This window comes from Peptoclostridium sp. (genome assembly GCF_009881055.1).
In the GTDB taxonomy this organism is placed as follows: domain Bacteria; phylum Bacillota; class Clostridia; order Peptostreptococcales; family Peptostreptococcaceae; genus Peptoclostridium_A.
Genome location: NZ_WXFG01000017.1, coordinates 49,456 through 74,534 on the forward strand (window position 1 = coordinate 49,456; position 25,079 = coordinate 74,534).

The 25,079-nt window shown below is 44.8% G+C and carries 35 protein-coding genes; all 35 read left to right on the top strand.

Features of this window, described 5'->3' with window-relative positions; genetic code table 11:
- Positions 1 to 11: 11 nt before the first annotated feature.
- Positions 12 to 221, top strand: a complete 210-nt coding sequence (locus GT589_RS03715; RefSeq protein ID WP_293396217.1) for a hypothetical protein — start codon at positions 12 to 14, stop codon at positions 219 to 221.
- Positions 221 to 541: a hypothetical protein gene (locus tag GT589_RS03720; protein WP_293396220.1), complete on the top strand. Its 321-nt coding sequence runs from the start codon at positions 221 to 223 to the stop codon at positions 539 to 541. Before GT589_RS03715 ends, GT589_RS03720 begins: the two co-directional genes overlap by 1 nt.
- Positions 514 to 708, top strand: a complete 195-nt coding sequence (locus GT589_RS03725) for a hypothetical protein (protein ID WP_293396222.1) — start codon at positions 514 to 516, stop codon at positions 706 to 708. Before GT589_RS03720 ends, GT589_RS03725 begins: the two co-directional genes overlap by 28 nt.
- Complete coding sequence (locus GT589_RS03730; protein WP_293396225.1) at positions 689 to 1,048, top strand: RusA family crossover junction endodeoxyribonuclease; 360 nt, start codon at positions 689 to 691, stop codon at positions 1,046 to 1,048. The genes GT589_RS03725 and GT589_RS03730 overlap by 20 nt, the downstream gene beginning before the upstream one ends.
- Positions 1,049 to 1,064: 16 nt before the next feature.
- Complete coding sequence (locus tag GT589_RS03735; protein WP_293396228.1) at positions 1,065 to 1,253, top strand: hypothetical protein; 189 nt, start codon at positions 1,065 to 1,067, stop codon at positions 1,251 to 1,253.
- Positions 1,250 to 1,417 carry a hypothetical protein gene (locus GT589_RS03740; protein WP_293396231.1) on the top strand — a complete coding sequence of 56 codons (168 nt, stop codon included), beginning with the start codon at positions 1,250 to 1,252 and terminating at the stop codon, positions 1,415 to 1,417. The genes GT589_RS03735 and GT589_RS03740 overlap by 4 nt, the downstream gene beginning before the upstream one ends.
- Before the next feature lie 12 nt (positions 1,418 to 1,429).
- On the top strand, positions 1,430 to 1,984 hold the full coding sequence (locus tag GT589_RS03745) for a hypothetical protein (protein ID WP_293396234.1): 555 nt from the start codon (positions 1,430 to 1,432) through the stop codon (positions 1,982 to 1,984).
- A 344-nt stretch (positions 1,985 to 2,328) separates the two neighbouring features.
- Entirely contained in the window at positions 2,329 to 2,673 is a 345-nt protein-coding gene (locus GT589_RS03750; protein ID WP_293396237.1) for a hypothetical protein, read from the top strand.
- Positions 2,674 to 2,738: 65 nt separating this feature from the next.
- A complete protein-coding gene (locus tag GT589_RS03755; RefSeq protein WP_293396239.1) occupies positions 2,739 to 3,659 on the top strand; it encodes a terminase small subunit in 921 nt (306 codons plus the stop codon).
- Complete coding sequence (locus GT589_RS03760; protein WP_293396241.1) at positions 3,649 to 4,929, top strand: PBSX family phage terminase large subunit; 1,281 nt, start codon at positions 3,649 to 3,651, stop codon at positions 4,927 to 4,929. The genes GT589_RS03755 and GT589_RS03760 overlap by 11 nt, the downstream gene beginning before the upstream one ends.
- Entirely contained in the window at positions 4,929 to 6,329 is a 1,401-nt protein-coding gene (locus tag GT589_RS03765) for a phage portal protein (protein WP_293396244.1), read from the top strand. Before GT589_RS03760 ends, GT589_RS03765 begins: the two co-directional genes overlap by 1 nt.
- Positions 6,329 to 7,831, top strand: a complete 1,503-nt coding sequence (locus GT589_RS03770; protein ID WP_293396247.1) for a hypothetical protein — start codon at positions 6,329 to 6,331, stop codon at positions 7,829 to 7,831. Before GT589_RS03765 ends, GT589_RS03770 begins: the two co-directional genes overlap by 1 nt.
- A gap of 1 nt (position 7,832) precedes the next feature.
- Positions 7,833 to 8,102 carry a hypothetical protein gene (locus GT589_RS03775; RefSeq protein ID WP_293396249.1) on the top strand — a complete coding sequence of 90 codons (270 nt, stop codon included), beginning with the start codon at positions 7,833 to 7,835 and terminating at the stop codon, positions 8,100 to 8,102.
- 11 nt (positions 8,103 to 8,113) lie between these two features.
- Positions 8,114 to 8,494, top strand: coding sequence for a hypothetical protein (locus GT589_RS03780; protein WP_293396252.1), 381 nt, complete (start codon positions 8,114 to 8,116; stop codon positions 8,492 to 8,494).
- Positions 8,495 to 8,622: 128 nt separating this feature from the next.
- Positions 8,623 to 9,234 carry a phage scaffolding protein gene (locus GT589_RS03785; protein ID WP_293396254.1) on the top strand — a complete coding sequence of 204 codons (612 nt, stop codon included), beginning with the start codon at positions 8,623 to 8,625 and terminating at the stop codon, positions 9,232 to 9,234.
- Between the two features lie 11 nt (positions 9,235 to 9,245).
- Positions 9,246 to 10,118: a N4-gp56 family major capsid protein gene (locus tag GT589_RS03790; protein WP_293396256.1), complete on the top strand. Its 873-nt coding sequence runs from the start codon at positions 9,246 to 9,248 to the stop codon at positions 10,116 to 10,118.
- Between the two features lie 52 nt (positions 10,119 to 10,170).
- Positions 10,171 to 10,314 carry a hypothetical protein gene (locus tag GT589_RS03795; protein WP_293396259.1) on the top strand — a complete coding sequence of 48 codons (144 nt, stop codon included), beginning with the start codon at positions 10,171 to 10,173 and terminating at the stop codon, positions 10,312 to 10,314.
- Positions 10,311 to 10,700 carry a hypothetical protein gene (locus tag GT589_RS03800; protein ID WP_293396262.1) on the top strand — a complete coding sequence of 130 codons (390 nt, stop codon included), beginning with the start codon at positions 10,311 to 10,313 and terminating at the stop codon, positions 10,698 to 10,700. Before GT589_RS03795 ends, GT589_RS03800 begins: the two co-directional genes overlap by 4 nt.
- The gene (locus GT589_RS03805; protein ID WP_293396265.1) at positions 10,697 to 11,059 is read left to right on the top strand and encodes a hypothetical protein; all 363 of its coding nucleotides are present in this window, start codon (positions 10,697 to 10,699) and stop codon (positions 11,057 to 11,059) included. Before GT589_RS03800 ends, GT589_RS03805 begins: the two co-directional genes overlap by 4 nt.
- Positions 11,060 to 11,404 (top strand): hypothetical protein, encoded by a 345-nt coding sequence (locus GT589_RS03810; RefSeq protein ID WP_293396267.1) that lies wholly within the window; start codon positions 11,060 to 11,062, stop codon positions 11,402 to 11,404.
- 8 nt (positions 11,405 to 11,412) lie between these two features.
- Positions 11,413 to 11,754, top strand: a complete 342-nt coding sequence (locus GT589_RS03815) for a hypothetical protein (protein ID WP_293396270.1) — start codon at positions 11,413 to 11,415, stop codon at positions 11,752 to 11,754.
- A gap of 12 nt (positions 11,755 to 11,766) precedes the next feature.
- Positions 11,767 to 12,330: a hypothetical protein gene (locus tag GT589_RS03820; protein ID WP_293396272.1), complete on the top strand. Its 564-nt coding sequence runs from the start codon at positions 11,767 to 11,769 to the stop codon at positions 12,328 to 12,330.
- A 16-nt stretch (positions 12,331 to 12,346) separates the two neighbouring features.
- Positions 12,347 to 12,784: an esterase gene (locus tag GT589_RS03825; RefSeq protein ID WP_293396275.1), complete on the top strand. Its 438-nt coding sequence runs from the start codon at positions 12,347 to 12,349 to the stop codon at positions 12,782 to 12,784.
- A gap of 210 nt (positions 12,785 to 12,994) precedes the next feature.
- Positions 12,995 to 15,670 carry a phage tail tape measure protein gene (locus GT589_RS03830; protein WP_293396278.1) on the top strand — a complete coding sequence of 892 codons (2,676 nt, stop codon included), beginning with the start codon at positions 12,995 to 12,997 and terminating at the stop codon, positions 15,668 to 15,670.
- A 3-nt stretch (positions 15,671 to 15,673) separates the two neighbouring features.
- Positions 15,674 to 16,531: a phage tail family protein gene (locus tag GT589_RS03835; RefSeq protein ID WP_293396281.1), complete on the top strand. Its 858-nt coding sequence runs from the start codon at positions 15,674 to 15,676 to the stop codon at positions 16,529 to 16,531.
- Positions 16,532 to 16,534: 3 nt separating this feature from the next.
- Positions 16,535 to 17,653 (top strand): hypothetical protein, encoded by a 1,119-nt coding sequence (locus GT589_RS03840; RefSeq protein WP_293396284.1) that lies wholly within the window; start codon positions 16,535 to 16,537, stop codon positions 17,651 to 17,653.
- Positions 17,653 to 18,018, top strand: coding sequence for a tail fiber assembly protein (locus tag GT589_RS03845; RefSeq protein WP_293396287.1), 366 nt, complete (start codon positions 17,653 to 17,655; stop codon positions 18,016 to 18,018). Before GT589_RS03840 ends, GT589_RS03845 begins: the two co-directional genes overlap by 1 nt.
- An 11-nt stretch (positions 18,019 to 18,029) precedes the next feature.
- Positions 18,030 to 19,133 (top strand): siphovirus ReqiPepy6 Gp37-like family protein, encoded by a 1,104-nt coding sequence (locus GT589_RS03850; protein WP_293396289.1) that lies wholly within the window; start codon positions 18,030 to 18,032, stop codon positions 19,131 to 19,133.
- 12 nt (positions 19,134 to 19,145) lie between these two features.
- A complete protein-coding gene (locus tag GT589_RS03855) occupies positions 19,146 to 21,251 on the top strand; it encodes a BppU family phage baseplate upper protein (RefSeq protein WP_293396292.1) in 2,106 nt (701 codons plus the stop codon).
- A 315-nt stretch (positions 21,252 to 21,566) separates the two neighbouring features.
- On the top strand, positions 21,567 to 22,634 hold the full coding sequence (locus GT589_RS03860; RefSeq protein WP_293396295.1) for an RNA-directed DNA polymerase: 1,068 nt from the start codon (positions 21,567 to 21,569) through the stop codon (positions 22,632 to 22,634).
- Positions 22,591 to 22,893: a hypothetical protein gene (locus GT589_RS03865; RefSeq protein ID WP_293396297.1), complete on the top strand. Its 303-nt coding sequence runs from the start codon at positions 22,591 to 22,593 to the stop codon at positions 22,891 to 22,893. The genes GT589_RS03860 and GT589_RS03865 overlap by 44 nt, the downstream gene beginning before the upstream one ends.
- A 1-nt stretch (position 22,894) precedes the next feature.
- A complete protein-coding gene (locus GT589_RS03870) occupies positions 22,895 to 23,041 on the top strand; it encodes a hypothetical protein (protein WP_293396300.1) in 147 nt (48 codons plus the stop codon).
- 42 nt (positions 23,042 to 23,083) lie between these two features.
- Positions 23,084 to 23,962, top strand: a complete 879-nt coding sequence (locus GT589_RS03875; protein ID WP_293396303.1) for a stalk domain-containing protein — start codon at positions 23,084 to 23,086, stop codon at positions 23,960 to 23,962.
- A 13-nt stretch (positions 23,963 to 23,975) separates the two neighbouring features.
- Complete coding sequence (locus GT589_RS03880; RefSeq protein WP_293396306.1) at positions 23,976 to 24,242, top strand: BhlA/UviB family holin-like peptide; 267 nt, start codon at positions 23,976 to 23,978, stop codon at positions 24,240 to 24,242.
- Between the two features lie 12 nt (positions 24,243 to 24,254).
- Positions 24,255 to 24,686, top strand: coding sequence for a YcbK family protein (locus GT589_RS03885; protein ID WP_293396309.1), 432 nt, complete (start codon positions 24,255 to 24,257; stop codon positions 24,684 to 24,686).
- Positions 24,687 to 25,079 lie beyond the last annotated feature (393 nt).

Below are 25,079 nucleotides of genomic sequence, written 5' to 3' on the forward strand. Positions count from 1 at the left end.
GAGGTGCAGCAGTGAATATCGGATGTTATTTATTATCTGAGGGCAAATTTGAAAAAGCTGCTTTGTCTGAAAATCTGTTAACCGAATTAGCTAAAAGCCTCAGGCAAAGCGGAAAAGAGATGGTGCACTTTGCATCTAGGAGCATTGAAGTTGAGGGAATCTTTATTCCGGCAAAAAACTCTACGACGGCATTAATGGCAATACCAGAGGAGGCGAAGTAATGGATTTATATATAGAAAAACTCAACACTGCTTTTAAAGAACTGGCCATGAAACTGGCCGGCATAGCAAAGAGAGTGAAGACCGAATTTGTTAGAAGGAACCTGAAAGCAAGCGAAACGGAAGAAGCTGCAGCGATGGAAATACACGAAGTTCAGGAGAGAATAAGCAAGCGCATAAGAAAGAGTATGGAGCTTCGTGCTGAAATATTGAGGCTGGATAGAATACGACATCGAACAAGAAAGTATAGAATCGAGAAGAAGCTGAAAAGAAGGATGCAGCCACTTATAGAAGCGTGGTTCGCAGAAGATGTGAAGGAGTAGACATGGGGATAATGTATGATTTGATAGCCAAGAAAGCTGCCAAGATTGCTGTTGAGAAATACTTCAACGGCATGGATCCTCAGAAAGCGATTGAAGAGGCAGCCAAGGAGTGCAACATTCAATTGGGAAAGCAAAAGGAAGTGCGAAATGAAGATAATAATAAATGACATACCGCCCAGCAACAATAAGTATATGGGAAATTCGAATTCTTTCCATGCTTACAGCGAAGAAAAGAAGCGATGGGAGTGGTTGGTCAGAGGAAGTATAAGAAGACCTAAAAAGCCCCTTCAAATCGCTCTGGTGAGGATAACATACTTCTTTAAAGATAGAAGAAGACGTGACCCAGACAACTATTCCGGAAAGTTTCTTTTGGACGGTCTGGTGAAAGCCGGAGTAATTGAGGATGACAGCTTCAACAACATAGAACTGAGGCTTCAGGGGAAGGTTGATAAAAAGAATCCAAGAACTGAAATTGAGGTGATGGAGATTGAACAGGCAGCAGAGTAGACAATCGTCCAAGGCGATGAAAAAGCGGTTTTCGAAAATGAGCGTTGCTGAGTTCGAAAACACCATCAACAACATAATATTCAGGGCCCAGGAGGAAGTGATGGAGGTTTACAGGGAAGCTCTTCACGAGCGGTTTGGATTCGGTCCTGGGAGAATGGAAAGGTTGATGGTCGGAGTGATGAAGAGACTGGAGGCGAGGGAATGAAAATCGAAATCATCAAAGAGGATAACAAGGTCGTGTCAGCCAAAGAGTATTACATAAACGAGGAAGGCTGGCAAAGAGAAAGAGAGCTCGAAAGCCACGAGCTTGGATTGCTGGGTGTAAGCCTTATCAATCATGCGTGGGCAGGCGGACAGATAGAGAAATAGGAGGGAGATTACTTGGTAACAGGGGATGTTTTTAGAAAAACAGAAAGCAAGCTATATACTTATTTCAGAAACATCAAGAGAAAAGGAGTTCTAGAGCATAAAAAGGGGATACTGGAAAAAAAGAAAGAGAATGTGCTCAGAGACATTAAGGAATGCAATGTCATAATAGACGATTGTCTTAAAGGCATTGATTATTCAAAAGACAAAGTAACAGCATCAAGCGATTGCATAGGTCCAGCGGAGAAAGCGATTATCAATGGCATAGGGAAGCTTGAGCGGGAACTCGAAAAAACAATGGCTGAGAAGTTAGATATACAATCGGACATAAGGCAACTCGAAATTGCGATCTGCGAAATTGAATACATACTGAAAAAGCTTGATGAAAAGGCCAGGGAATTTGTTGAATACAAGTACGGAGACGAGGCTGGATTTGAATTGATAGGTGAGAAACTTAGCATGAGCAGAGCAACAACATACAGGAAGAGAGAAGACATAGTAAAGGACATTGCAAAGTACATGGAGTGGAATGAATTTGAAAAGTGTGAGACAAACGTGAGACAAATTTGAGACAAACATGAGACAACAAGAAGAAAAATCTATGTTATGCTTGGTATAAGGAAAAGTGAAAAGAAGTGCACACAAAGTCGAGAGAGCAGTCCAGCGGGGCTGCTTTTTCAATTTGAGGTGATAATTTGAACGTGAATAAATACATCGAGACAAAGAAAAAGCAAATAGACGGAAAGGTAAAGGCTGCAGAGAACCATAAGTGCAGAAATTGCGAGTGGATGTCGCATTATTATCTCAAGAGTAATTATGATACAGTGTTTAAGTGCATGTTTCCGAAATGCGTGAAATAAATCCTCCTGACTCAGGCGGGCTTAGTCCCGCCACCTCCTTTTCAGTGTCGAAAAATGGCGAATGGTTCTTGTGGAAATAAATTGCCATTGGAGTATACTGGGAATGGGGAGGGGGGTGAGATTGTGGAATACTATAATAAAGCCTTTGAAAGCCTAAAAAATAAGTACGAGTTAGAAAAAAATGAAATATGCAAAGTTATCGAGGAAACGAAGATAAGGCAGTATGAATTATGTGTACGAAGAGAGTATAAGCATATATTCTTTGATTTTGAGAATGAAGAAGAAAGAAAAGAATATGATTATAATCTTGAAAAAATAAGAAGTCATGAGCAATCATTAGAACAAATAAACATAATAACTGAATTTCTTGACCAAAAATTAGAACAGTATATAAAATAACACAAGAGCCTCCGGGCTCTTTTTTCATGAATAAAACCTAGTACTGCGAGGTGGTGGTGATGTAATTGGCAAGGCAAAGAAGTCCAGACAGCATACAAGGTGAAGAACTATATATAAAAAGCAACGGAGAAATGCTTCTTAAGGATATAGCCGAAAAGATTGGGGTATCTGAGGGGACTGTCCGATCGTGGAAGAATAGATATAAATGGGATTTGAAATTAAATGGAGATACTGCAACGTTGCAAAAAGAAGCTGAAAAGAAACGCAACGTTGCAAAAGAAACAAAGATAGAAAAGAAGTCTCTCCGAGATAAAATAACTGAAAGTGATATAGATGGTGCTGAGCTAACTGAAAATCAGCGCCTTTTTTGTTTGTATTATTTGAAAAGCTTCAATGCGACAATGGCAGCTATAAAGGCGGGATATTCGAAGGATAGTGCGCACGTACAAGGTCCTAGGCTGTTAGGAAATGTTAGAGTTAGAGCCGAGATTCAAAGGCTTAAAGGTGCTATGCATGAAGAGATCTTCATCGATGCAATGGATGTGCTGAAAAAGTATATAGCCATAGCCTTTGCAGATATAAGCGACTATGTAACATTCGGCCAGAAGGAAGTGCAGGCCATGGGAGCTTTCGGGCCCATCGTAGATGATGATGGCAATCCGGTCATGAAGATGGTCAACTATGTAGACTTCAACGAAAGCAGCGTAGTCGATGGAACGATAATCAAAGAGGTAAAGCAGGGTAAAGACGGCGTTTCAATCAAGTTCGAGGACAGGATGAAGGCGCTTGAGAAGCTGGAGCTGTACTTCGATATTCTCCCTGATAAATTCAAGCGGAAAGTCGAGGAAGAGAAGCTTAGCATGGCCAAGGAGCGACTGGAGCTCGATAAACTCAAGCTCAAAGAGGATGCAGACGAAATTGAAGATGATGGCTTCATAGACGCACTGAGGGCAGAAACGTCGGAGGTGTGGGACGATGAAGCTTAGGAAGGCAGTATTCAAGTTTAAGCCGTTCAGCAGGAAGCAAAAAAAGATACTGACATGGTGGATGGGCGAATCGCCCGCAAGCCATATGGACGGCATAATAGCCGACGGTGCCATACGTTCCGGCAAAACTCTTTCGATGTCGCTTTCATTCGTCATGTGGGCAATGGAGGAATTTGAGCAGCAGAACTTCGGGATGTGCGGAAAGACGATAGGGTCATTCAGAAGGAACGTCCTGTTTTGGCTCAAGCTCATGCTTAGATCTAGAGGATATAAAGTTCAAGACAAGCGTGCAGATAACCTCGTGATTATAAGTAAAGGCGGCAAAAGCAACTTTTTCTATATTTTCGGCGGCAAGGACGAAAGGTCGCAAGACTTAATCCAGGGTATAACATTGGCTGGCTGCTTCTTTGACGAGGTAGTACTAATGCCTGAAAGTTTCGTTAACCAGGCTACAGGCCGTTGTTCTGTGGAAGGTTCGAAGTGGTTTTTCAACTGTAACCCCGAAGGGCCTTATCATTGGTTCAAGCTCAATTGGATAGACAGAGCGCAGGAGAAAAACATACTCTACCTGCATTTTACTATGGACGACAACCTTTCGCTTTCAGAGAAGATCAAAGAGAGATACCGAAGGATGTATTCGGGGGTATTTTTCCAGCGGTATATACTTGGCCTGTGGGTAGTAGCAGAGGGAATCATATACGACATGTTCTCAAGGGAGAAACACGTCGTTCCTACAGTTGACAGGGCATACACGCAATACTATGTTGCGATAGACTACGGAACGCAAAACCCTACAACATTTGGACTGTGGGGCCTTTGCAATGGAATATGGTACAAGGTGAAAGAATATTACTATTCAGGCAGGGATGAGGGCAAGCAAAAGACAGACAGCGAGTTTGCCGATGATCTCCAGTCTTTTATTGGGGAACTGCCGGTCAAGGCTGTCATAATAGACCCTTCGGCAGCTTCATTCATAGCGGAGCTCAGAAAGCGAAACATAAAGGTTCAAAAGGCAAAAAACGATGTCTTGGATGGCATAAGATTCATGGCGGCGCTTCTTACAAAAGAACTTATAAAATTCAATGACTGTTGCCAGGAGACATTCAAGGAGTTCAGCTCCTATATATGGGATTCAAAGGCATCCGAAAGAGGAGAGGACAAGCCGGTCAAAGAAAACGACCACGCTCTCGACTCAGATAGGTATTTTTGCTACACAGTAGTCAGAATACCAAGAGCAACGAGAAACTACTCAGGAAAGGGGGCGAGATAGTGCTAGAAATAATAAGGCAGGAGCTCGAAGGGCTTTATGGAGATGAGGTCCTGCGAGATATGAGCGAGATAATTTCGCTATACGAATTTTACGAGGGCAAAGGGCAGGACTGGACTATCCCGGCAGACCTCGACTATAAGCCAACGAAAAAGAAAACGAACTGGACTAAAAAGCTTATCAAGGAAGAAGCTCGCTTCCTCTTTGGGAAAACTCCTGAATTCAAGATAGTGTCAGAAAACGAGGAAGGCGCACAGGTAGTACAGGAGTATGTAAATAAGGTTCTCAAGGACGGATTGTTTTCAGATAAGCTTGTTAAAGGCGCAAGAGACTGCTTTGTTGGAAAGAGAGTTGCATTGAAGCTCTCAGGGGGAGCAGGCCAGCCAATCAAGGTTCATTTCAAGCCTAGTCTTGAGTTTGTGTTTGAGCCTCAGGACGAAGATGTGGATGAGCTTCAGTCTATAGTGTTCTTCTACCATATGAATCAAGCGGAGGACAAGAGCAAGCAGCGCATCTGGAAGCAAAGGTATCACATGGACAATGCAAGGTGCATACTCAATGAGGGGATATATGACGGCTACGGTAGGGTTGTAGAGGAGAGATTCGCGGACTACGACACAGGCCTTTCATTCATTCCCGCATACGTCATAATAAACGATGGCCTCACGGGAGACCTCAAGGGCGAATCAGATGTCACGGAGCTCATGGACAACCAGAAGGCGTTCAATAGGCTTTCGAGCGATGATGTCGATGCTCTGCGGTTCAACATGTTCCCTCAGACAGTTGCAACAAACGCTTCAGAGGACAGCCTGAAGTATATCAAGATAGCTCCAGGGGCGCTCATAGACCTTCAGCAGGCAATCGAGGCAAATGGCAACGTAGACATGAAGAAGCTAGAAAGCCAGTTCAGCTATGGCGACAAACTGGAAAAGACATTGTCCAGAGCGGTCACAGAAATGCATGAGGTGCTGAACGTGCCGAGGCTTAACCTTGATGAGCTCAAGGGCATCATGACTTCAGGCAAATCCATGAAGGCTCTGTATTGGCAGCTTGTGACTAGATGCGAAGAAAAATATACGTCTTGGAGGCCGGCTCTTGAGTGGATGGCGTGGGCAATCATAGAAATGACGAAAGCCTACAAGCTCGAAAGCTTGCCGGAGTTGCCGGACATGGCTATCCAAGTAGAGAACATATATCCATTGCTTGAGGATGAGCAGGACGAAAAGCTTCTCGACATGCAATCAATCAACACGCAGGCTATGAGCAAGAAAACATACCTGAAGAAATGGAATCCGGGCATGGATGATAAGCAGGCTGAAGAAGAGCTAAAGCAGATAGCGCTTGAGAAGAACCTTCTTGAAGATTCGTACATGAAAGGACTTGACGAGGGAGCTGGTGAGTAATGGCCAGCAAAAGATACAAGGAACTTATGAAACAAGCCCAGAGCGAAAGAACAAGGCTCACAAGGGCGATTCATAATGAGATAAATGAAATATTCAAGGATGTTTCGAAATCGCTTGAGAGGAAAGCTGTGGGCGCAAAAAGGGCAAGTCTAACTGAGCGCTTCATGCTCGACTACAAGAAAGCAATAGATGCAGAACTGAAGGAAGTCAGAAAACAGCTCTACTCGAAAAATAAGAAGGTAATAGAGGATGCAGCAAACGCTGCAGTAAAGTCGCAGTTGTCATTCCTTGAAGAAATAGACGTAAAGTACAGCTTAGGACTTGGCGAAACGTTCAGAGACGCTTTTTCAAGAGTGCCAAAAGACGCCATGAACGAAATACTCTCGGGCAATATGTACAAGGACCGCATGGGTCTGTCAGAGAGGATATGGGCAGACACAAAGGGCATGGAAAAGGACATAGATTACATCATAGCTAGAGGCATAGCAGAGAAGAAATCAGCTTACGACTTAGCAAAAGATCTTGAGGTGTATCTGGATCCAGAAGCCAAGAAGGATTGGGAGTGGTCGAATGTCTACCCGAATACTAGAAAGCAGATAGACTACAACGCCCAGAGGATGGCGAGAACGAGCATAAATCATGCCTTTTTCAACACCAACATGAAAAGCTATGCTAAGAACCCGTTTGTCGAAGGGGTAGAGTGGATGCTGTCCAACTCTCATTACGAGAGACAGATAAAACCTTTTGGCCCCGACGTTTGCGACGAGTACGCAAAGCATGATGAGGGTTTAGGAACAGGAATATTCCCGGTGGACAAAGTGCCACTTCCGCATCCGATGTGCCTATGCACGCAGGCAGCATACATACCCAAAGACTTTGACGAAATAGGCGAAGAGTTAGGGCGGTGGGTAAGAGGTGAAAGCAACCCAACGCTTGATGGATGGTATGGCGAATTTGGCAGAGAGTTTGCAGGAGGCGGGAAACAAGATGGCGACATCTACAAGTTCAGAAAGAGGGAATCCTATGCGGATTGGTTCGACAAGCGCAACGACAGTTACAAGAAGGCTGTCCTGGGAACCCATAAATACTATTTGCATAAAGCGGGAGTTTTCAAAGATAGCTACTTTGATATGCCATGGTCTGAGTTGAACACAGAAAAGAATAGGATTATAGTGGCTAGAGAAAAGACTTTAGCTGAAGGACCTAAATGGAAGAGTGGTAAGCTAGAGCAACACGTATCCACAAGAAGGATAAGAAAACACATACCAGATAACTGGACAGCCCAGGATTACAATGACAAAATACTGGGTATCATTGATAACAAGGAAGCCGATGTGTATAGATATCTTGATAAGTACGTTGTTTTCAGTGATGGCGAGTGGATAGTAATGATGTCTCAGGAAGGAACTATGGAAACAGCATTCCCTCCCGAAAAATTCGATAACTATGTGAATAAGGGAAAGGGATATGAGTTGCTTGGCAAGCTAAAGGAGATGTATTGATGTGGAAATAAGGCGAGAAGTAATTTCGTACATCGGAGGGATTAAAGACTTTGAAAAAGTAAGCCCATTTGAACTTGTAGACACTTTGATGGTTAGGGATGAACTTGAAAAAATCATATCAGAGTTAAACAGCGAAGAGCTTCGCAGGGTTGAGGAAGCAGACGATGAGCTTAAATCAAAAGGCGAACTAGCTCATAAACATTTGATGAAAATCGAATATAAAACTCACAAAGAGCCAAAAGAAAATTGGTGGTGGCATGTGGGAGAGTAAGGAGTGATAGCGTGGAACTGGATATCAAACATCAAGTGCTGTTTGCAATATACTCAGAGTATCAAAAAGACATACCTAATATGCAGAATGTCAATTTCAAAAGCTTGGATATGGACAGCCTTGCATTCAGAGTTGCATTGCTGAAGCTCCAAAATGAGGGGCTGATTGACGGCCTTGTGACATGTCCTCCGGGGACGAGGCTTGCAGAAAAGGTTAAGGCGCTGTTGATGGAAGGTGTAATGCCAACAAGAGAAGGTATCGAGTATGTTGAGAGAAAGCTTGAGGTGGCAAGAGACCTTTCGGGGCGCGAGAAACTCAAGCTAGTATCCGATAAGCTTGGGAGACTAGGCTACGAGATTCTGAAAGAGTTTGTAGCAGCACAATTCAAATGATGACAAGGCACTTTCGAATGAAGGTGTCTTTTTTATCGCCTTCTAAAAGTTCAGGCGTAAAAGAGAAGTATTCTATCGTGGTACACTGGCACGTTAAAAAGTGAAAATAGACTATTGGAGGTAATGGAATGAACTGGCTTAAAGAACTACTTGAGAGACTAGGGCTTGCAGACAAATTTGAGGATATAAGAGCAGCGGTTGAAGCAAATTATAAGGGATATGTGCCGAAAGAGCGTTTCGATGAAGTAAACGATCAGAAGAAGGAATACAAGAAGATGCTTGATGAAAGGACTACCCAGCTTGAAGAACTCAAAGGCAAAGCCCAAGGCAACGAGGAACTGCTAAACAAAATCAAGGAGCTTGAAGGCGCTAACACAAAGACTGCAGCGGACTATGAAAAGAAAATAGCCGATCAGTCTTTTTCTTTTGCACTCGAAAGCGCCTTGAAGGATGGGAAAGTCAAGAATACCAAAGCTGTAAAAGCTCTGCTTGACCTTGAAGGCATTAAGCTTGACGGGGATAAGCTGACAGGCCTTGATGAGCAGATATCCAAGCTTAAGGAATCTGACTCATATCTGTTTGAAGTTGAGAATGCCGGCGGCACAGGTGGCGCAGGGAACTTCGGCAGGAATAATGGAAAAACAGGAGTAACAAAAGAGCAATTCGGCAAAATGAGCTACAACGAGAGAGTGAGTCTCTATAATGAGAATCCAGAGCTGTACAAACAATTAAACGACTAGGGGGAATTTAAATGAGTAAACTATTTAATATTAAACTACAGCTGTTCGCCACAGGAACAACTGCGTTAACGAACATGGTGAATCCGCAGGTTATGGCGGATATGGTATCGGCAGAGTTGCCAAGCAAGCTTAAATTTGCACCAATAGCGAGTGTAGACACTACGCTTCAAGGGCAGCCAGGAACAACGATAACAATCCCGGCATACAACTACGTGGGTGAGGCTGACGACCTTACAGAGGGCGTTGCAATGGGTACGGTGGTTCTTGAAACTACTACAAAGACGGCTACCATAAAAGAGGCCGGTAAAGCGGTGGAGATAACAGACAAAGCCGTGAACTCGGGATATGGAGACCCGCTAGGGGAAGCTAAGAACCAGATAGTCATGTCCATAAACGACAAAATAGATTCCGATTGCGTGACAGCACTTGCGGCGGCAACTCTTACTCATGACATATCCGCGGAAGTTACTAACAACTTCATAACCTACACTGCAGTTGTAGATGCGGTGGATAAGTTCCAGGAGGAAGACGACGAAGCTAGGATACTATTTATACATCCGAGCCAAAAGACTAGGCTTAGAAAAGACGAGAACTTTATAAGGGCTTCAGATCTTGGGGACAATGTGCTCCTAAAAGGAACGATTGGGGAACTGGCTGGATGCCAGGTGGTTGCGTCAAACAAAGTGCCATACGATGATGTAACTGGAAAATACACAAATCTTATAGTTAAGCCAGGGGCGCTTGCTATATACCTGAAGGCAAAGGCTAACATAGAGGACGATAGGGATATTCTAAAGAGAACTACTGTCCTAGCGGCTTCGGAATACTATGTGGCGGCTCTAGCTAACCCAAGCAAGGTAGTCAAGTTTATCTGCAAAAACTAAATTAAAGCAGGGCTAGTCCCTGCTTTTTCTTTTTGACGGAGGTGATCAAGAAGTGCTTTTGAGAAGATACCACAATAAAGAAGACGCGCCTCAAGAAACCGCGACAGAAGTAAAGATTGAAAGCAAGTTAACAAAGGCTGTGCCTGATAGCAGCTCATCTAAGAAGCCTGCTAAAAAGGCGGATGATGCCAAGTGAGAATCCTAACTGACGAGCAAAAGATTAGTGCTATTGCATATATCAAATTCAAGCTGTTGGAGGACAAATGGCCGTTCTTTACTGATGCGCAAATTGCAATGCTCTTGGAAAGTAACCTAAATGCTCAGGACCTTGCGGTATATGAGGGTCTGGTGGCTAAAAGTAGAGTGGACAGCATAGAGCTTCCAGGAGGACTTAAGAAGCCATCAAATCGTGAATACTGGCTTTCCATAGCTGGAGAGATGAGAAGAAAGATAGCAGCTGCTATAGAGGCAGGAGCATATGCTGATATAATCACGGAAATGGAAGCGACGGGTCTTATGGATGTGTTCCGGACGTCTAATGGAGGCGGATTCTACTCGATGATGAGGGTGGATGAAATATGAACGTAGAACAAATATCAGCACAGGAAATCAAAGCTATAATCAAAGAAGTTGGCGGGCTTGTGAGTGTCCTCAGGAATGGCGAAAATGAGTTTGGCGAGCCTGTAGAGAGTCCATTCGGGATTATCATTGCAGGTTATTTTTATAAGCAGGACAAGTACATGGGAATCAAAATAGACACTGCTGGCTCGACTGTAAAGGCAGCGGGTGAAGCAGCGTATAGGCTTCTGACGGGGGTTGACGATGATACGTTGCAGATTCAGTCGGGAGATTATTTTGAGTACAACGGCATCCAGTACAAGATTACCGACCTCGGTAAGTTTGAAAATGCTTATTTCAACATGTCACTGGAGGTGATGTAGATGGGGTTAAAACTTGATACATCAGGCCTGCTTAAAGGGCTTGGAGAGGCTGACATTAAAATGAAGGCTGCTGTAGGTGTGTATTGTGACGCCGCAGGCAAGAAGCTGGAGAGGGAAGCAAAGGCAAACAGGCCTTGGACAGACAGGCAGCCACTAGCGAGGCCAACTATTAAAGGTGGCAAGGAGTGGCAAGGTTCAAAATGTAGGGTATTCGTTAGCGGCAATACGGATTACTTTGAATACCTTGAATTTGCTCACGAGAAGAAATACGCGATTCTATGGCCTACCATTCAAGCTAACAGCAAGAAGATGCTTGAAGGCATGCACAAGATACTTGAAAAGTAGGTGGCAACATGTGGAAGAAGATATATTTGCATCTCAAGGCTAAAGGTTTTGCGGTGTATAGCCCAGGACAGCATACAGGGCTTTGCGCGAGCTCTTATGTGGTTCTCAAGGACTCAGGCTCCAATGCTTTTGCAGGTACAAACCAAGTAGGCTATGCGCTCATGGATGTAATAATATACCACCCTGCAGGCAAATATAGCACGCTGGGCGATTATGTGAAAAGCATCCGCAGCGCCATGAAGGAAATACCTGAGGCAAGATTCACAGGCTACGAAACGCCAGTGCTGATGGAAGAAGAAAAGCAGGGTTACACGACTAGCCTGCAATATCAAATACTTAAGAAAATATAGGAGGTAATGCCGATGGCTGCAATAAATTTGACAGGAAAACCCCTTGTCAACGTGGTAAGGGTGGAAGTTATTACAGAGGAAACCACGCCAAAGACATATAGAATGGGCACAAGCGACAAGGCTACTGCTAAACCAAAGATATCTCAGGGGAAAGAGGAGATACTCAGAGTAAAAAATCAAATACTAGGCCTCGACAGGACGGAGGACATAGTTGTTGGATATGACTTGGATCTTGAGTCAGCGGTTATGTTACCGGAACTTTTTGCTTTGATAGATGGAGGAACACTTACATTCGATCCTGTAGAAACAACCAAAGTGACAAAATACGAAGCTCCAACTCAAGGAGTGGCGGTATCGAGAACCCCGTTCACATTGAACATTTTCACAGAGGAGAAGGATACTGACGGCAGCGTACTTGGATATGCCCAGTTTGCATTCAAGCACTGCAAGGGCAAGCCGGTTGATTACCAGTTTGAAGATGGCAAGTTCACAGCCTCAAAACTCGCAATGGAGTCAAGAGCCAAAAAGAACGAAAAGCCAGTAGCAATCGACTTTTTAGACACGCTACCAGCATAATAGGAGGAATTAATATATGAGTACAGCACTTAAAATAACTAGCTTAGGCGAACTGAAAAAGAAAGCGCTGGGTTGCATGGAGCAACTCCCAGGGTGGGACGATGAACCGTTCATAGCAAGATTGAAAAGGCCTTCCCTGCTGGGTCTTGCGTCAAAAGGCAAGATACCAAATTCAATGCTGGGAAGCGCACAGAAAGTATTCAGCAAGGGCGTGAGCGGCGATGTGGACATCAAAGAGGTGTACAGCATAGCGAGAATTATAGCCGAGGAATCCCTTGCAGAGCCAACTGTGGAGCAAATAGAGGAAGCGGGCTTAGAGCTAACAGATGAGCAGCTAATGGCGATAATAAGCTATACGCAAGCGGGGTCCGCAGGGCTTGAAAGGTTTCGTCCAAAGCAAGCAGATAGTGAGGATACTGGATCAAAGCAAGATGTACAACGAAAAGCCGAGTAGGATTCTTCGAATAGAGGATGAATACACGGCTTTTTGCTTTGATGAGGCGTGTTTCTACATTCAGCAAATGCTTGAGGAACGAGATAAAGAAGGAAATTTCGTAAACACGCCAACTTGGGTGGATGAAGTAAATTCTCAGAATAATAGCGATACAATCAAATGGATGCAGGGGCTCTAGTGGCCCCTGGCTCCCAATAGGGAGGTGAACAAATGTCAATAGATGCAGGTACGGTAGTTGCGTATCTTGATATGGACACAAGTAAATATAGCTCGGCGCTCAAGACGGCAGGCATGCAACTCGGAGTGCTTGAAAGTCAGAGTGCAAGTCTTGGGGACAAGCTCACAGGGCTGGGCAGTTCACTTAAAACTGTGGGCGCTACCATGGCTGTTGGATTTACGGTTCCCATATTGGCGGCAGGCGCAGCCGGAATAAAGCTTGCAAGTGATTTCAACGAGTCATTGAACAAGGTCAATGAAGTTTTCGATGAGAGTGCAAGCGAAGTTGAAGCGTGGTCACAAAAGACGCTGGAGGCTTCAGGCATAGCGCAAGGGACGGCACTTGATATGAGTGCGCTTTTTGGAGATATGGCAGTGAGCATGGGACTGCCTACAGATAAAGCGGCTGACATGTCCATGTCACTTGTTGGACTAGCCGGGGACATGGCTTCTTTCAAAAATATCAGCTTAGACAGAGCACAGACGGCGCTTGCAGGTGTGTATACCGGGGAAACTGAAGCACTTAAGGGTCTTGGTATCGTTATGACACAGGCGAATCTCGAGGCGTTTGCCCTAGCACAAGGAATTCAAAAGCCAATCAAAGAAATGACTCAGGGCGAGCTTGTGGCGCTCAGGTATGCATACGTCATGGACGTGACTAAAAACGCTCATGGGGACTTCGCTAGAACTTCAGATGGGGCAGCAAACCAGATGCGTATATTCCAGGAATCGCTCAAAGAGCTTGGGGCAAGTTTCGGTCAGCATTTACTCCCGGTGTTTACGCCGATGGTTCAAAAGCTCAACGAAACGCTTAAATGGTTTGGAGAGCTTGACGAAGGGACTAAAAAGACAATAGTGACAATAGCCGGCATAGTGGCGGCGATAGGGCCAGTGCTGATGATACTAGGAGCATTATCAAGCGCAATAGGTTCTATTATAGGGCTTTTCACGGTAGCGGCTCCTGCGACGACAGCAGTAGGTGCGGCAGCCACGGCAACGGTAGCTCCAATAGCGGCAGTAGGCACTGCAATTGGTTCGGTAATAACATTCGCCACGAGCGTATTGGCTCCATTGGCGGCGGTGGGTGCGGCTTTATTTTTATTGTACCAAAATAGCGAGACGTTCAGAGACGGAGTCAAGGCTGTATGGGAGGCTGTAAAACAAACATTCCAGAGCTCTCTTGATTTTATCAAGACGTTGTTTAGAGGAGCAACGACTTTCCTTCGGGATTTACTTAATGTATTCAAAGCGGCATTCTCTGGTGACTGGAGCGCTCTGTGGTCGGCAATTAAGACTCTTGCGAGCAACTCGTGGAACAGCATCAAGGCAATATTCTCGACCGGTCTGGAGGCCTTGAAGGGCGTACTTAGAATCGGGTTCGAGGCCATGAAAACAGTCATATCGACTGTGTGGACCGGCATTAAGAATCTAATAAGCACTTTGCTGGGTGGCGTCAAGACGCTGTTCACGCAGAAGATCCCCGAGTGGGCGAATGCAATCAAGGGTGCAGGCCCGGCGATGCTCCAAGCAGGCAAGGATATGATTCAAGGGCTTATAAATGGCATACAGAATAAAATCAGTGCCGTAAAGGGCAAAGTATCAGAGCTGGCAGAAAGCATTCCAAACTGGCTGAAGAAAGTACTTAACATTCAATCTCCATCGAAGGTTACGACAGAGATAGGTCAGTTCGTAGGTGAAGGCCTAGTACTTGGAATGGACTACACAAAGGCAGCTGTATCCGGCAAATCAGATGAACTGGCCAACAAGATAGGCGAGTCCCTCGGCAAGGTGAACGATTACGTCAAAAACACAGTAAGTATCATCCAAAAGCAGTATGAGCTGTGGAGGGTGCAGAACAAGAGTCTCGAAGGCAGCTCGCAGGACCTTGCAAAGCAACTAGATGTGCAGAAGCAACAACACACAGCACTATCTATAGAAATTGCCAACACAGAAAAGGCATTGTCACAAATAATTGCAAAATATGGCGAAACATCAAGCGAGGCGCTGAGCTACAAGAATCAATTGCTCGATTTACAGATAGAGCAGGCAAAACTCAAAAATGACATAGACGACACTACAAAGTCACTCTCTGGTATGGCCGACAAGTACAAGTATGTTGGGCAGGTCATGGATGATGGCAGGATATACCAAGGTGTCAATTCGCTCGGAAACGAGGTCTACAAAATATCTTCAGGTGGCAAATCCTCAGGTGGTAGCAAAAGAAATGGCCCTGCAATAGGTTCAGCTGAGGACAAGGCTGAAAAAGAAGCGCGCCGTGCAAGAGACAGGGCAAATGGTATGCCTGACGGCTATGCTACTGGTACAGACAATGCAACTCCAGGATGGCACCTCGTAGGAGAAGAAGGGCCGGAGCTTATGTGGTTTAACGGCGGTGAAAAGGTGGCCAGCAACTCAGAAACAAACAGCATATTTGAAATGGTCGCAGACCTTGCAAGGTCAATCCAGTTTGCACCGCAAGTGTTAGAACAAAAAATAACAAATAATTTCAATCTGGACTATGACAAGCTTGCGCAGGCCATATCAAAGGCCGCTAAGCCTTCGGTGACCATGCAGAATACTTTCAACAGCCCAGAGGCTCTTGATGCCGTGAAAATTAGATGGGAGCAAGAGAAACTGACAAGAAGCCTTGCAATGCAGTGGGGGGTGTAGCGGATGCAGATGACATATATAAACTCAAGCGGGGAACAGATAGATTTCAGTCTGGACTCCGAATACCTCCTCATTGACGTGCAGGGAGTGAGCGGCCTTAATCTCAACATAGAGGCGCAGAAAGCGCCTTTGCAGGATGGGCAGACCTACCTGTTCAACACGCTGGATTCGCGCCTGATAACGCTCACTGTGGCCTTTGTGTATGAGGATGACAATGATAAATACTTCAAGCGAGACATGCTGCTGAAAATGTTCAACCCAAAACTAGGGCAAGGCGTGCTGCAAGCAGACTTTCTGCACTATACGCGGGAAGTGGACTGCATAGTAAGCGGCATGCCCGACTTCTACGTTGCGCCAGAAGATGCGGACACGCTCTGCAAGGTGCAAATCAACCTCATAGCGCATGATCCATACTGGAGGGACGCAAGGCAAAGGGAAATTGAAATTGCATCGTACAGCGGCGGTCTGAGCTTTCCACTGTCGCTTCCGATGAACTTCAGGGTGAAAGAAAAATCCAAGAAGATATACAACGATGGTCATGTTGATGCGCCTGTGACTATAGAGTTCTTTGGGCCGGCGGTCAATCCTACGGTCACGAACGAAACTACGGGAGAATACATCAAAGTCAACAAGACTCTTATTGACGGAGACAAGCTAATCATAACCACCGGCTTTGGGAATAAGGCTGTAAGGCTCATAGACGGCGTAGGAGCCGAGTCCAACGCCTTCCACTATGTAGACCTGCAAAGCACTTTCTTCGGCCTTGCAACAGGCATTAATGAGCTTAATTTTGACGATGATAACGATTCAGAAGGCGCAAACGTGAAAATAAAATGGAAAAACAGATATTTGGGGGTGTAGATTTTGCCGGAAACAAGCAGATTTTTTGACAGCACCCAGGGCGACGCCAGAACATATTCCGCGGCTGACTTTGCAGAATACTTTGCAACAATGGTTACAAGCGGGGTGTGGGCAGAGGAACTGGATGCGCTTGAATTATACAGCACAGACACAAATATGACTTCTACCCTCAAAGCGGGTAGAGCCTTTATCAACGGCCACTACTATGAGAGCGACACGGCGATGCCGATGACGCACGATGCGGCGGATGCAACATATGACAGAATAGATAGGGTTGTTTTAAGGCTTAACCTAAACGCGGAAGCCAGGAATATTAAAGCTACAATCCTTAAAGGCACACCATCCGAAACGCCAATAGCTCCTGCGCTCACTCAAGACAGCACAGTATACGAGATACCTATAGCGCAAGTGCTTATACCTGCAGCAAGTGGAGTTGTACTTGATGCAAATATAACCGATGAAAGGCAATATGCGAGGTACAAGACTAAGCCAGAGTGGTATCCTGAAGGCAGTGTGCCACAAGAAGCTTATATGTATCAATTATTTAAGAACGAACTTACGGCGCAAGAGATAAGTGACATTGAAGCTAACCCAAGTTTAATGGCGATTATAAACGGTAATCCCATAGCAGCAGATACAGTTGATGGAGCGCACCTTTCGACAGATGGAACGCTTGCTTCTAATTCTGACATTAAAATACCGAGTGAAAAAGCGGTCAAGACATATGTAGGTGAAAAAACTGCAAGGGCGAGTGGAACATGGTCAGATACAACTACATCCATTTCAGCAGGCTCAACGTACAAAAAAACAATTTCATTGGGGATGTCTGCGAGTCGTGGAAAGTTTATATCAACTGGATATGCTTCCGGCGACCAATCAGTTGTATTTTTTAATACAAGTCAGACTGGGGCTGTTGGAATAACAAGTGATGGAGGGGTTACATCTGTTATGTCTAATGCGTATTACACTACTAATCCACTATCAGACTATTGTTTTGGGCCATATATATCTATTCAGAACGCTTATATAAGCGGCACTAATCTTGAAATAGTTTTAAAAAATAATGATACTGGCGCTAGAACGATATATGCTAGAAATTTAAATTGGGAGGTGGAGAAGTAATGCTGATAATCATTAGAAAAAGCGACAAGGCTTCTTGTGGAACGGTATCTTCAAATATGTCTTTTGATGATGAGTTGCTACTAAATGTTATTCCTAATTTCGGTGGTCACGCTGAGGACTATGAATTAAAAGAAATTCCAGATGAAATTGCACTTGCACTTACATTTGATGAAAAGCTCACAGCAATACGAAATCAAAGGGATAGGTTGCTTGCAGAATGTGATTTCACTCAACTTCCAGATGCGCCGATAAGCTCAGAACTCAAAACAGCTTACGCAACATACAGACAGGCACTTAGGGATTTGCCAGAGACAATCACAGTAGACAACATAGACAGCGTTCAGTTTCCTGCGAAGCCTGAATAGGGGTGATATGATTGCATCCTATAAGAGTAATAAACAGCAATTTTGAACTTGTAGCAGACATAGAATTGTATGAAACAGCCATATACAAAAGGAGCTTCACGGGGGTAGGCACATTCGAGATATACATGCCTTACTTCCAGGGGCTCCTTGATGTTTTCGGCATAAAAAGTTTTGTCATATTCGACAACAACGTTCATAAGGTCGGCATAGTGAAATATCTCCGGATAGAGATAACCGAATCCGGCAGAGAGCAGCTCATAGTCGGAGGCAGGTGCCTAAAAAGCATATTGCAGCAGAGGATAGTAATCCCTCCCGCAGGACAGGCGCAATGGAGCAGGACTTCAAAGAATGTCGAGACTGTCATAAAGGATATGATAGCAGATAGCATGATAAGCGCTGCGGATGCAGACCGAAACATCAGCTTTGTGCAAAACGCTGCAAGCCAAAACAGGGGAAGCGTTATAAGCTGGGACAGCCGATACTACAATCTTATGGATGAAGTCGAGAAGATCTGCAATGAAAACGGCATGGGCGTATTCGGGCATCTGGACTTGACAAACAAGAAGGTCATATTCGATGTTGTCGAAATATTCAACACTGCAATAGACAACGGCGTGAACCCTCCTGTGATATTCAGCAAAGACTATGACGACATAAAGAACCAGACCTACATCTATGACACCTACAGCCTTGTGTCGGATGCGTTTGTAGCTGGCCAAGGCGAGGGCGTGTCCAGGACTATTGTGGAAGTCGGCTCTGGAGGCACAGGCATAGACAGGATAGAAAGCTTTATAGACGCGCGGGACATAGCGGATGTTACAGAGCTCACAAGCCGGGGAAATGAAAAGCTCCTGGAGGCTGGCATCAAAGAGACTTTCGAAAGCTCCGTGCTTACGCACAGCGCCTTTCAGTACGGGTCGGATTGGGATTTGGGCTATAAGGTCACGGTTGTAAACAGCGACCTCAACAAGCGTTTGGACACTGTGATTACTGAGGTGGTTGAAAACTACTCGGCAAGAGGCTTGGAGCTCCAGGTCACTTTCGGTGACAAGATACCAAACGTGCTGGACAAAATCAAACAGGATATTAACAAGCCTGTCAAAACCAACATATAAGGAGGTAGGCTTTTGATTACAAATGACTATAACATAATCATGGACCTTGAAAAGCCGGTCCTGCTGCAACGCAAAACTTTCGTGCAGAATGACACAAAGTCATGCAAGATAGTAATAGAATTCAAACGGAATGCTCAGGTCGTGGATCTAACTGGCCTGACGGTGAATTTCGCTTTCCAGAGAGCTGACGGGATATCTATCAACGCTATAGGGACAATTACAGATGCGCAAAGCGGTGTGTGCGAGTACGTGTTGGCAAGCAACATACTGGCCGTAGAGGGGCAAGTGCTCATGCAGGTGTCGCTGTTCGGGCCTGAGAACGAAAGGCTCACAAGCGTAATCCAGGTGCCTTTCACGGTGATAGCGGACATAACAGACGGGGCTAACCCAATTGCAGAAGCGGACGACTATCCGGTGCTGACTCAGCTCATAACTGATTGTACTGCAATCCTTAATGCGGAGGCAACAAGAGTAATAGCAGAGCAAGACAGGGTGGAAGCTGAAGTTTTGAGATTGTCCGCAGAAAATGCGAGAGTAGCATCCGAGGCAACAAGAGTAATAGCAGAGCAAGACAGGGTGGAAGCTGAAGTTTTGAGATTGTCCGCAGAAAATGCGAGAGTAGCATCCGAGGCATCTAGAGGCAGCGCAGAGACAACAAGACAAACAAATGAATCCGCTAGGATTAGCGCAGAAGCTTCTAGGGTAACATCTGAAAGCGCTAGAGTTTCCGAGTTCGATACAATAAAAACCGAATACGCAAATCTATCGTCGCAAATAATCAAGAAGTATGGAGTTAGACGAACGCTGGGAGCAACTACGCCGAACCTAGAAAGACTTTACAGCGCTGTCGGGAAAGTCGCAAATTTCCCGGTCGGAGATGTATCCGTTCAAAACGATTTCGACAGCATATATCCATGGTCGCACATGCGAGATTGTATTAGGGATTCCACGGGCAGATTTCACTACAAAGGAGATCCTGCCTATGGCGCTGCAATTGGAGACCACTTGGTGGAGATCCCGAAATTCTACGCTTCAATATCGCAAACTGAAACCTATAGGGATTTCGTACTTTCTGAATACCCAGCAGCCGGCTTAAGGTTACCATATGCTTTCTACCGCGAAGATGGCACGATATGCGATAAAATATATGTCGCAAAATATAAAACTTGTTCTGATGGCGGCGTGGACGTTTCGAGGCCTGATTTGGTTCCGGAAAATTATCGAGACCTAGCAAGCTTCAGGATTGGCGCAAGAGCAAAAGGTGCCGGATGGCAACTGATAGATATTGCATATGTCTCGGAAGTGCTGCACGTGCTCTATCTGATTGAATATGCAAGCTTATACTCGCAGGATAAGCTTGGACTAGGCGTTACAGCGATGCGATATGCATCAGGAGACACCGCACAAATAGCCGAAACAGGCGTAAATAGGATAGTGGTGCTCAACGCTGTAGCCGACAACTTCGCTGTTGGCCAGCAAATAAGCATAGGAACGAGCTTAGGTTCAAGCAACGTGGCGAACAAGAGAAACATCACAGCCATAAACGCAGTGGATGCGTCAACGAAAGAAATTGTTTTTGATGGGGCCACAGTAAACATAGCTGTAGGAAATATCGTATGGAGCTCTGCACAGAAAACAGGCAGCACGAAAAATCTCACGCTGCCGTCAGGAAGACTGGCTGGAACAAACGGAAAAGTATCGATGAAATACAGAGACATAGAAGATCCATTCGGAAATGTGCTTGAATGGGTGGACGGCCTTCTGATCAACAACAACATTGCACATATTTGCAGGAAACCAAGCTTGTACGCATCGACATTGACAACCGACTATAAAGCGGTTAGCTATACAAATAAAAACACAGATGGATACCCGCTTGAAATGGGATATGACAACAACTATCCTGAAGCCCTATTCCCTATCACTACAGGAGCAGGCTCAACAACCGGATACACTGATTATTATTATCAGAACACCGGCTTGAGAGGGGCCTTTTTTGGTGGCTATACGAGCAACGGCAGTGCTGCGGGTTTGTTTTATTGGGGTCTGGGCAACACGCCGTCGGCTGCGAACTGGAGTATTGGGTCTCGACTTCTCTTTAAACCGCCGGTGGGTTAGCCGGGGACCGGGGATGGCCAATCCCCGGAATGATATTACCCTATTAAAAACAAAATACCTTTATATAGGGGTTCTGCATGCAGGGGCCTATTTTGGTGGCAATGCGAACAACGGCAGTAATGCGGGTTTGTTTTATTGGAATCTGAACAACACGCCGTCGAATGCGAACTGGAATATTGGGTCTCGACTTATCTTATACATGAACACGCATGCAGTCCTCCTTGCCGCTTGGCAAAAATTCGTCGCTACGGAACAGACTAGTAACTTAATTGTTGAAACTCTGTTAGACACTATAAGAGAATCCGAGGTTATATTTTGAAAAGAACAGGCTACTTATTCGAAAAAATAGTTGATATCAATAATATAAAAACCGCAATAATTAACGCAAGCAAGAAAAAGAAGAAACGGACCTGCGTTAAGAAGGTGCTTGCTAACATAGAGTTTCACGCCAAGGAAATACAGGACATGCTGCAAGACGATAGCTATTTGCCAAGTCCTTATTATGTCGAAAGCATAATCGACAACTCAAGCTGCAAGCAAAGGGTCATATTCAAGCCTAAGTTTTATCCGGACCAGATTATCCACTGGGCAACGATGCAGGTGCTAGAGCCTGTCCTTATGCGAGGTATGTCTCGCTATTGCTGCGGGAGTATTCCAGGGCGTGGCGGAGCACATGGCCAAAAAGCTCTAAAGAAATGGCTGAGAAGAGACCGCAAACACACAAAATATACCCTGCAGCTGGACATAAGCAAATTCTATCCGTCCATAGACCAAGAAATCCTAAAGACGCAACTGAGAAGAAAAATAAAAGACGGCAGATGCCTGCAACTCCTGGACAAAATAATAGAGAGCACTTCCAGTGGGCTTCCTATAGGAAATTTCACATCGCAGTGGCTTGCTAATTTCTACCTGGAGGGCCTAGACCATTTCATAAAGGAAAAGTTGAAAATCAAATACGCCATACGATATATGGATGATATCGTCATGTTCGGAAGCAACAAGAAGAAGCTGCACAAAGCACGCAAATTGATAGCTGAATATCTTGAGACTCTCAAGTTGAGACTTAAATGCAACTACCAGGTGTTCAAGACGGATTCCAGGCCGCTTGATTTTCTGGGCTTCAGATTCTACCGGGACCACATAACGCTCAGACGAAGGAACGCCCTGAGAATCAGAAGGCGTGCCATAAGAATCAAGAAGAAGGGCTATTTCAACCTTAAGGATTCGGCCGCCATGCTAAGTTATCTCGGATGGATATATCACAGCGATAGCCATAAATATTTCAAGAAGTGCATCGAACCAAATATAAATATTGAGAAGATGAAGGATGTGATCAGACGTGAAAGCAGAAAGCAATGTAATGCCTCAAGCGTATGCAATTGACAAGATTGGGGAACAAGCAGTCATAACATTTGCTGAAAATGTCACCGAAATAGTAATCGAATCAGAAACAAAATATGAATACGACAGCTATAGTATGGTAGTGCCATACAGAACAGATATTGCCGCTCTAGTGGAAGAAGATTACCAGGCGTGGATAGATAGCGCCAAAGCGATTGAACCGGCACCTGCAAAACCGACTATCGAAGAGTGTGTCGCCACCATAGAAGAAACTATAGACGTATTGTTCGGAGGTGAATAGGTTGAAAATAGAGCAATTAAAAGAAATCAAGAAAATCAAGGATGCAGCAAGAGTGAAGAACAAGGGCAAGACTGTAGCCAAAATGACAGCGGGCGAAAGAAATGAGCTGCTTGAAACTATAGCAAGAATGCTACGGTTGATTGACTAAAACTAGGAGTCGAAAAACTCCTTTTGCACGGGAGGTGAAACCGTGGATGTAAAAGTAGTACTTGAGAAACTGAATATCAGCAAATGGCATAAGCAAGGCATAACCGGCAAAGGCGCAAAGGTTGCCATAATAGGATTCGAGGCTGGAGCACATCATAACGGGGCATGGCTAATCAAGCAAACAGCTCCGGAAGCAGAAGTCCGAGAAATTAACGTCATGAAAGGCGGCATGAGTTTTGAGCAGGCTTTCAAAGAGTGCATTGTCTGGGACGCTGATGTAATATGCTGCAGTCTTAGGAAAAGCACATGGAGTGCTGAGCAAGAGATGCTTTCGAAAACTCTATATGACCAAGGGTGCATAATGATAGACTCCAGCGACAATGAAGGAGATCCCATAGATGCATGGCCGGCGTTATCTCCTTACTGGTTCGTCGTGGGCGCATACAACGCCAAGTGGAACGAGGCGGAAGGCTACAGTTCATACGGTCCTAAGCTCGACTTCCTTGGCTACACAAGCCTGGACTGTCCGAACAAATACGGTAACATGATTCCAATCACTCACACCTCGGGAGCCACGCAGGTTCCTTCGGGCATGGCGGCACTCCTGAAAGAGAGCCACAACATAACACCTGAAGGCTTCAGGGAGTTTATCAAGGAAAACAGTATGGACATACTTAATGAGGGCAAGGACGACAAAAGCGGATGGGGGGTGCTCGCTATGCCAGACAAGGTATATGCGAATAAAATCGAACTAACTATAGGAAAGCAAATGGCGACGGTCAACAGCAAGGCAGTAACTCTAGATGCAGCGCCAGTGATAATGAATGACAGGACTATGGTGCCACTCCGGTTTGTGGCTGAGGCGCTTGGATGTAAGGTTGGTTGGGATGAGGCAACACAGAAAGTCACTATAGAAAAATAGGGGAGGGATAGTATTGGAAGCAAAAATATTTGAAATGGCAACACAACAGGGTCTTACGGCTGTATTATTTGTAGCGTTGTTTTGGCACACTCTCAAAACGTCAAATGATAGAGAGATGAGGTTGCAAGCTGTAATAGATAACAACCAACGCATTATGGGTGACATGGTGGCTAAGCTTGATACACTCGACTCAATCAAGGATGACGTAGACGATATCAAGGTATCGCTTAATGCTACAGCGGCTACAATCAATGCTACAGCAGCCACAAGATTGCCATAGGAGGTACATATTATGCTAAATGTCAAAGTATACGATGGGAAAATCACTGATAATTTTAACATTGCAGAATTTGCCTGCAAAGGCGGAGGAGAAGTACTCCTGAACAGAGAGACAATAGACCACATTTGCAGGCTCCAGCGCTTTAGGAATTGGTTTAATAGGCCGATGACAATCAATAGCGGGTATAGGACAGCTGCCTATAATGCTAAAGTAGGCGGGGCTAAAAATTCAATGCATGTGCAGGGTATAGCTACGGACTTTGCGTTGCCAAATGAGTTTTATACGTTCTCAAAAGAGCGCCAAGAGCAGTTCTTGCAGAACGTGAAAAAGAAGTGGTTTGAGATATGTGCAGCTGATGGATTGGGCGGAGGGGTAGGGTTCTACAAAACCTTCATTCACCTAGATAGTAGGACAGGAAAGTCAGCGCACTGGGATGGAAGATAGCCGGGTTTCCCCGGCCTTTTCTATTGCGACCTAAATATGCCCGAAAAAAGTGGTGGCAATAAAAACTTGCCACCACTTTGCCACCACAGTATAAAACATTTATTTATATTGTAGGTAACTATAAAACACAATAAGATTTTGGGGGTTATTAATTTGGCCTCATATATAATGTAGAAAAAAATTGCAAATCATTTTAAGATACAATCCAACACATTACTTTTACATGCCGATGATGTAGGACAATCTGAATATTGATTGTTGTAAATACCACCAAATTGCCACCATGGGATGATTTTTACATCCTGCGGTGGCAATTTTTAATGTGCGGAAAATATAGAATAAATTAATGGAAAATACAACGACAATAGAAAATATTTATATGAGGCATTTTCA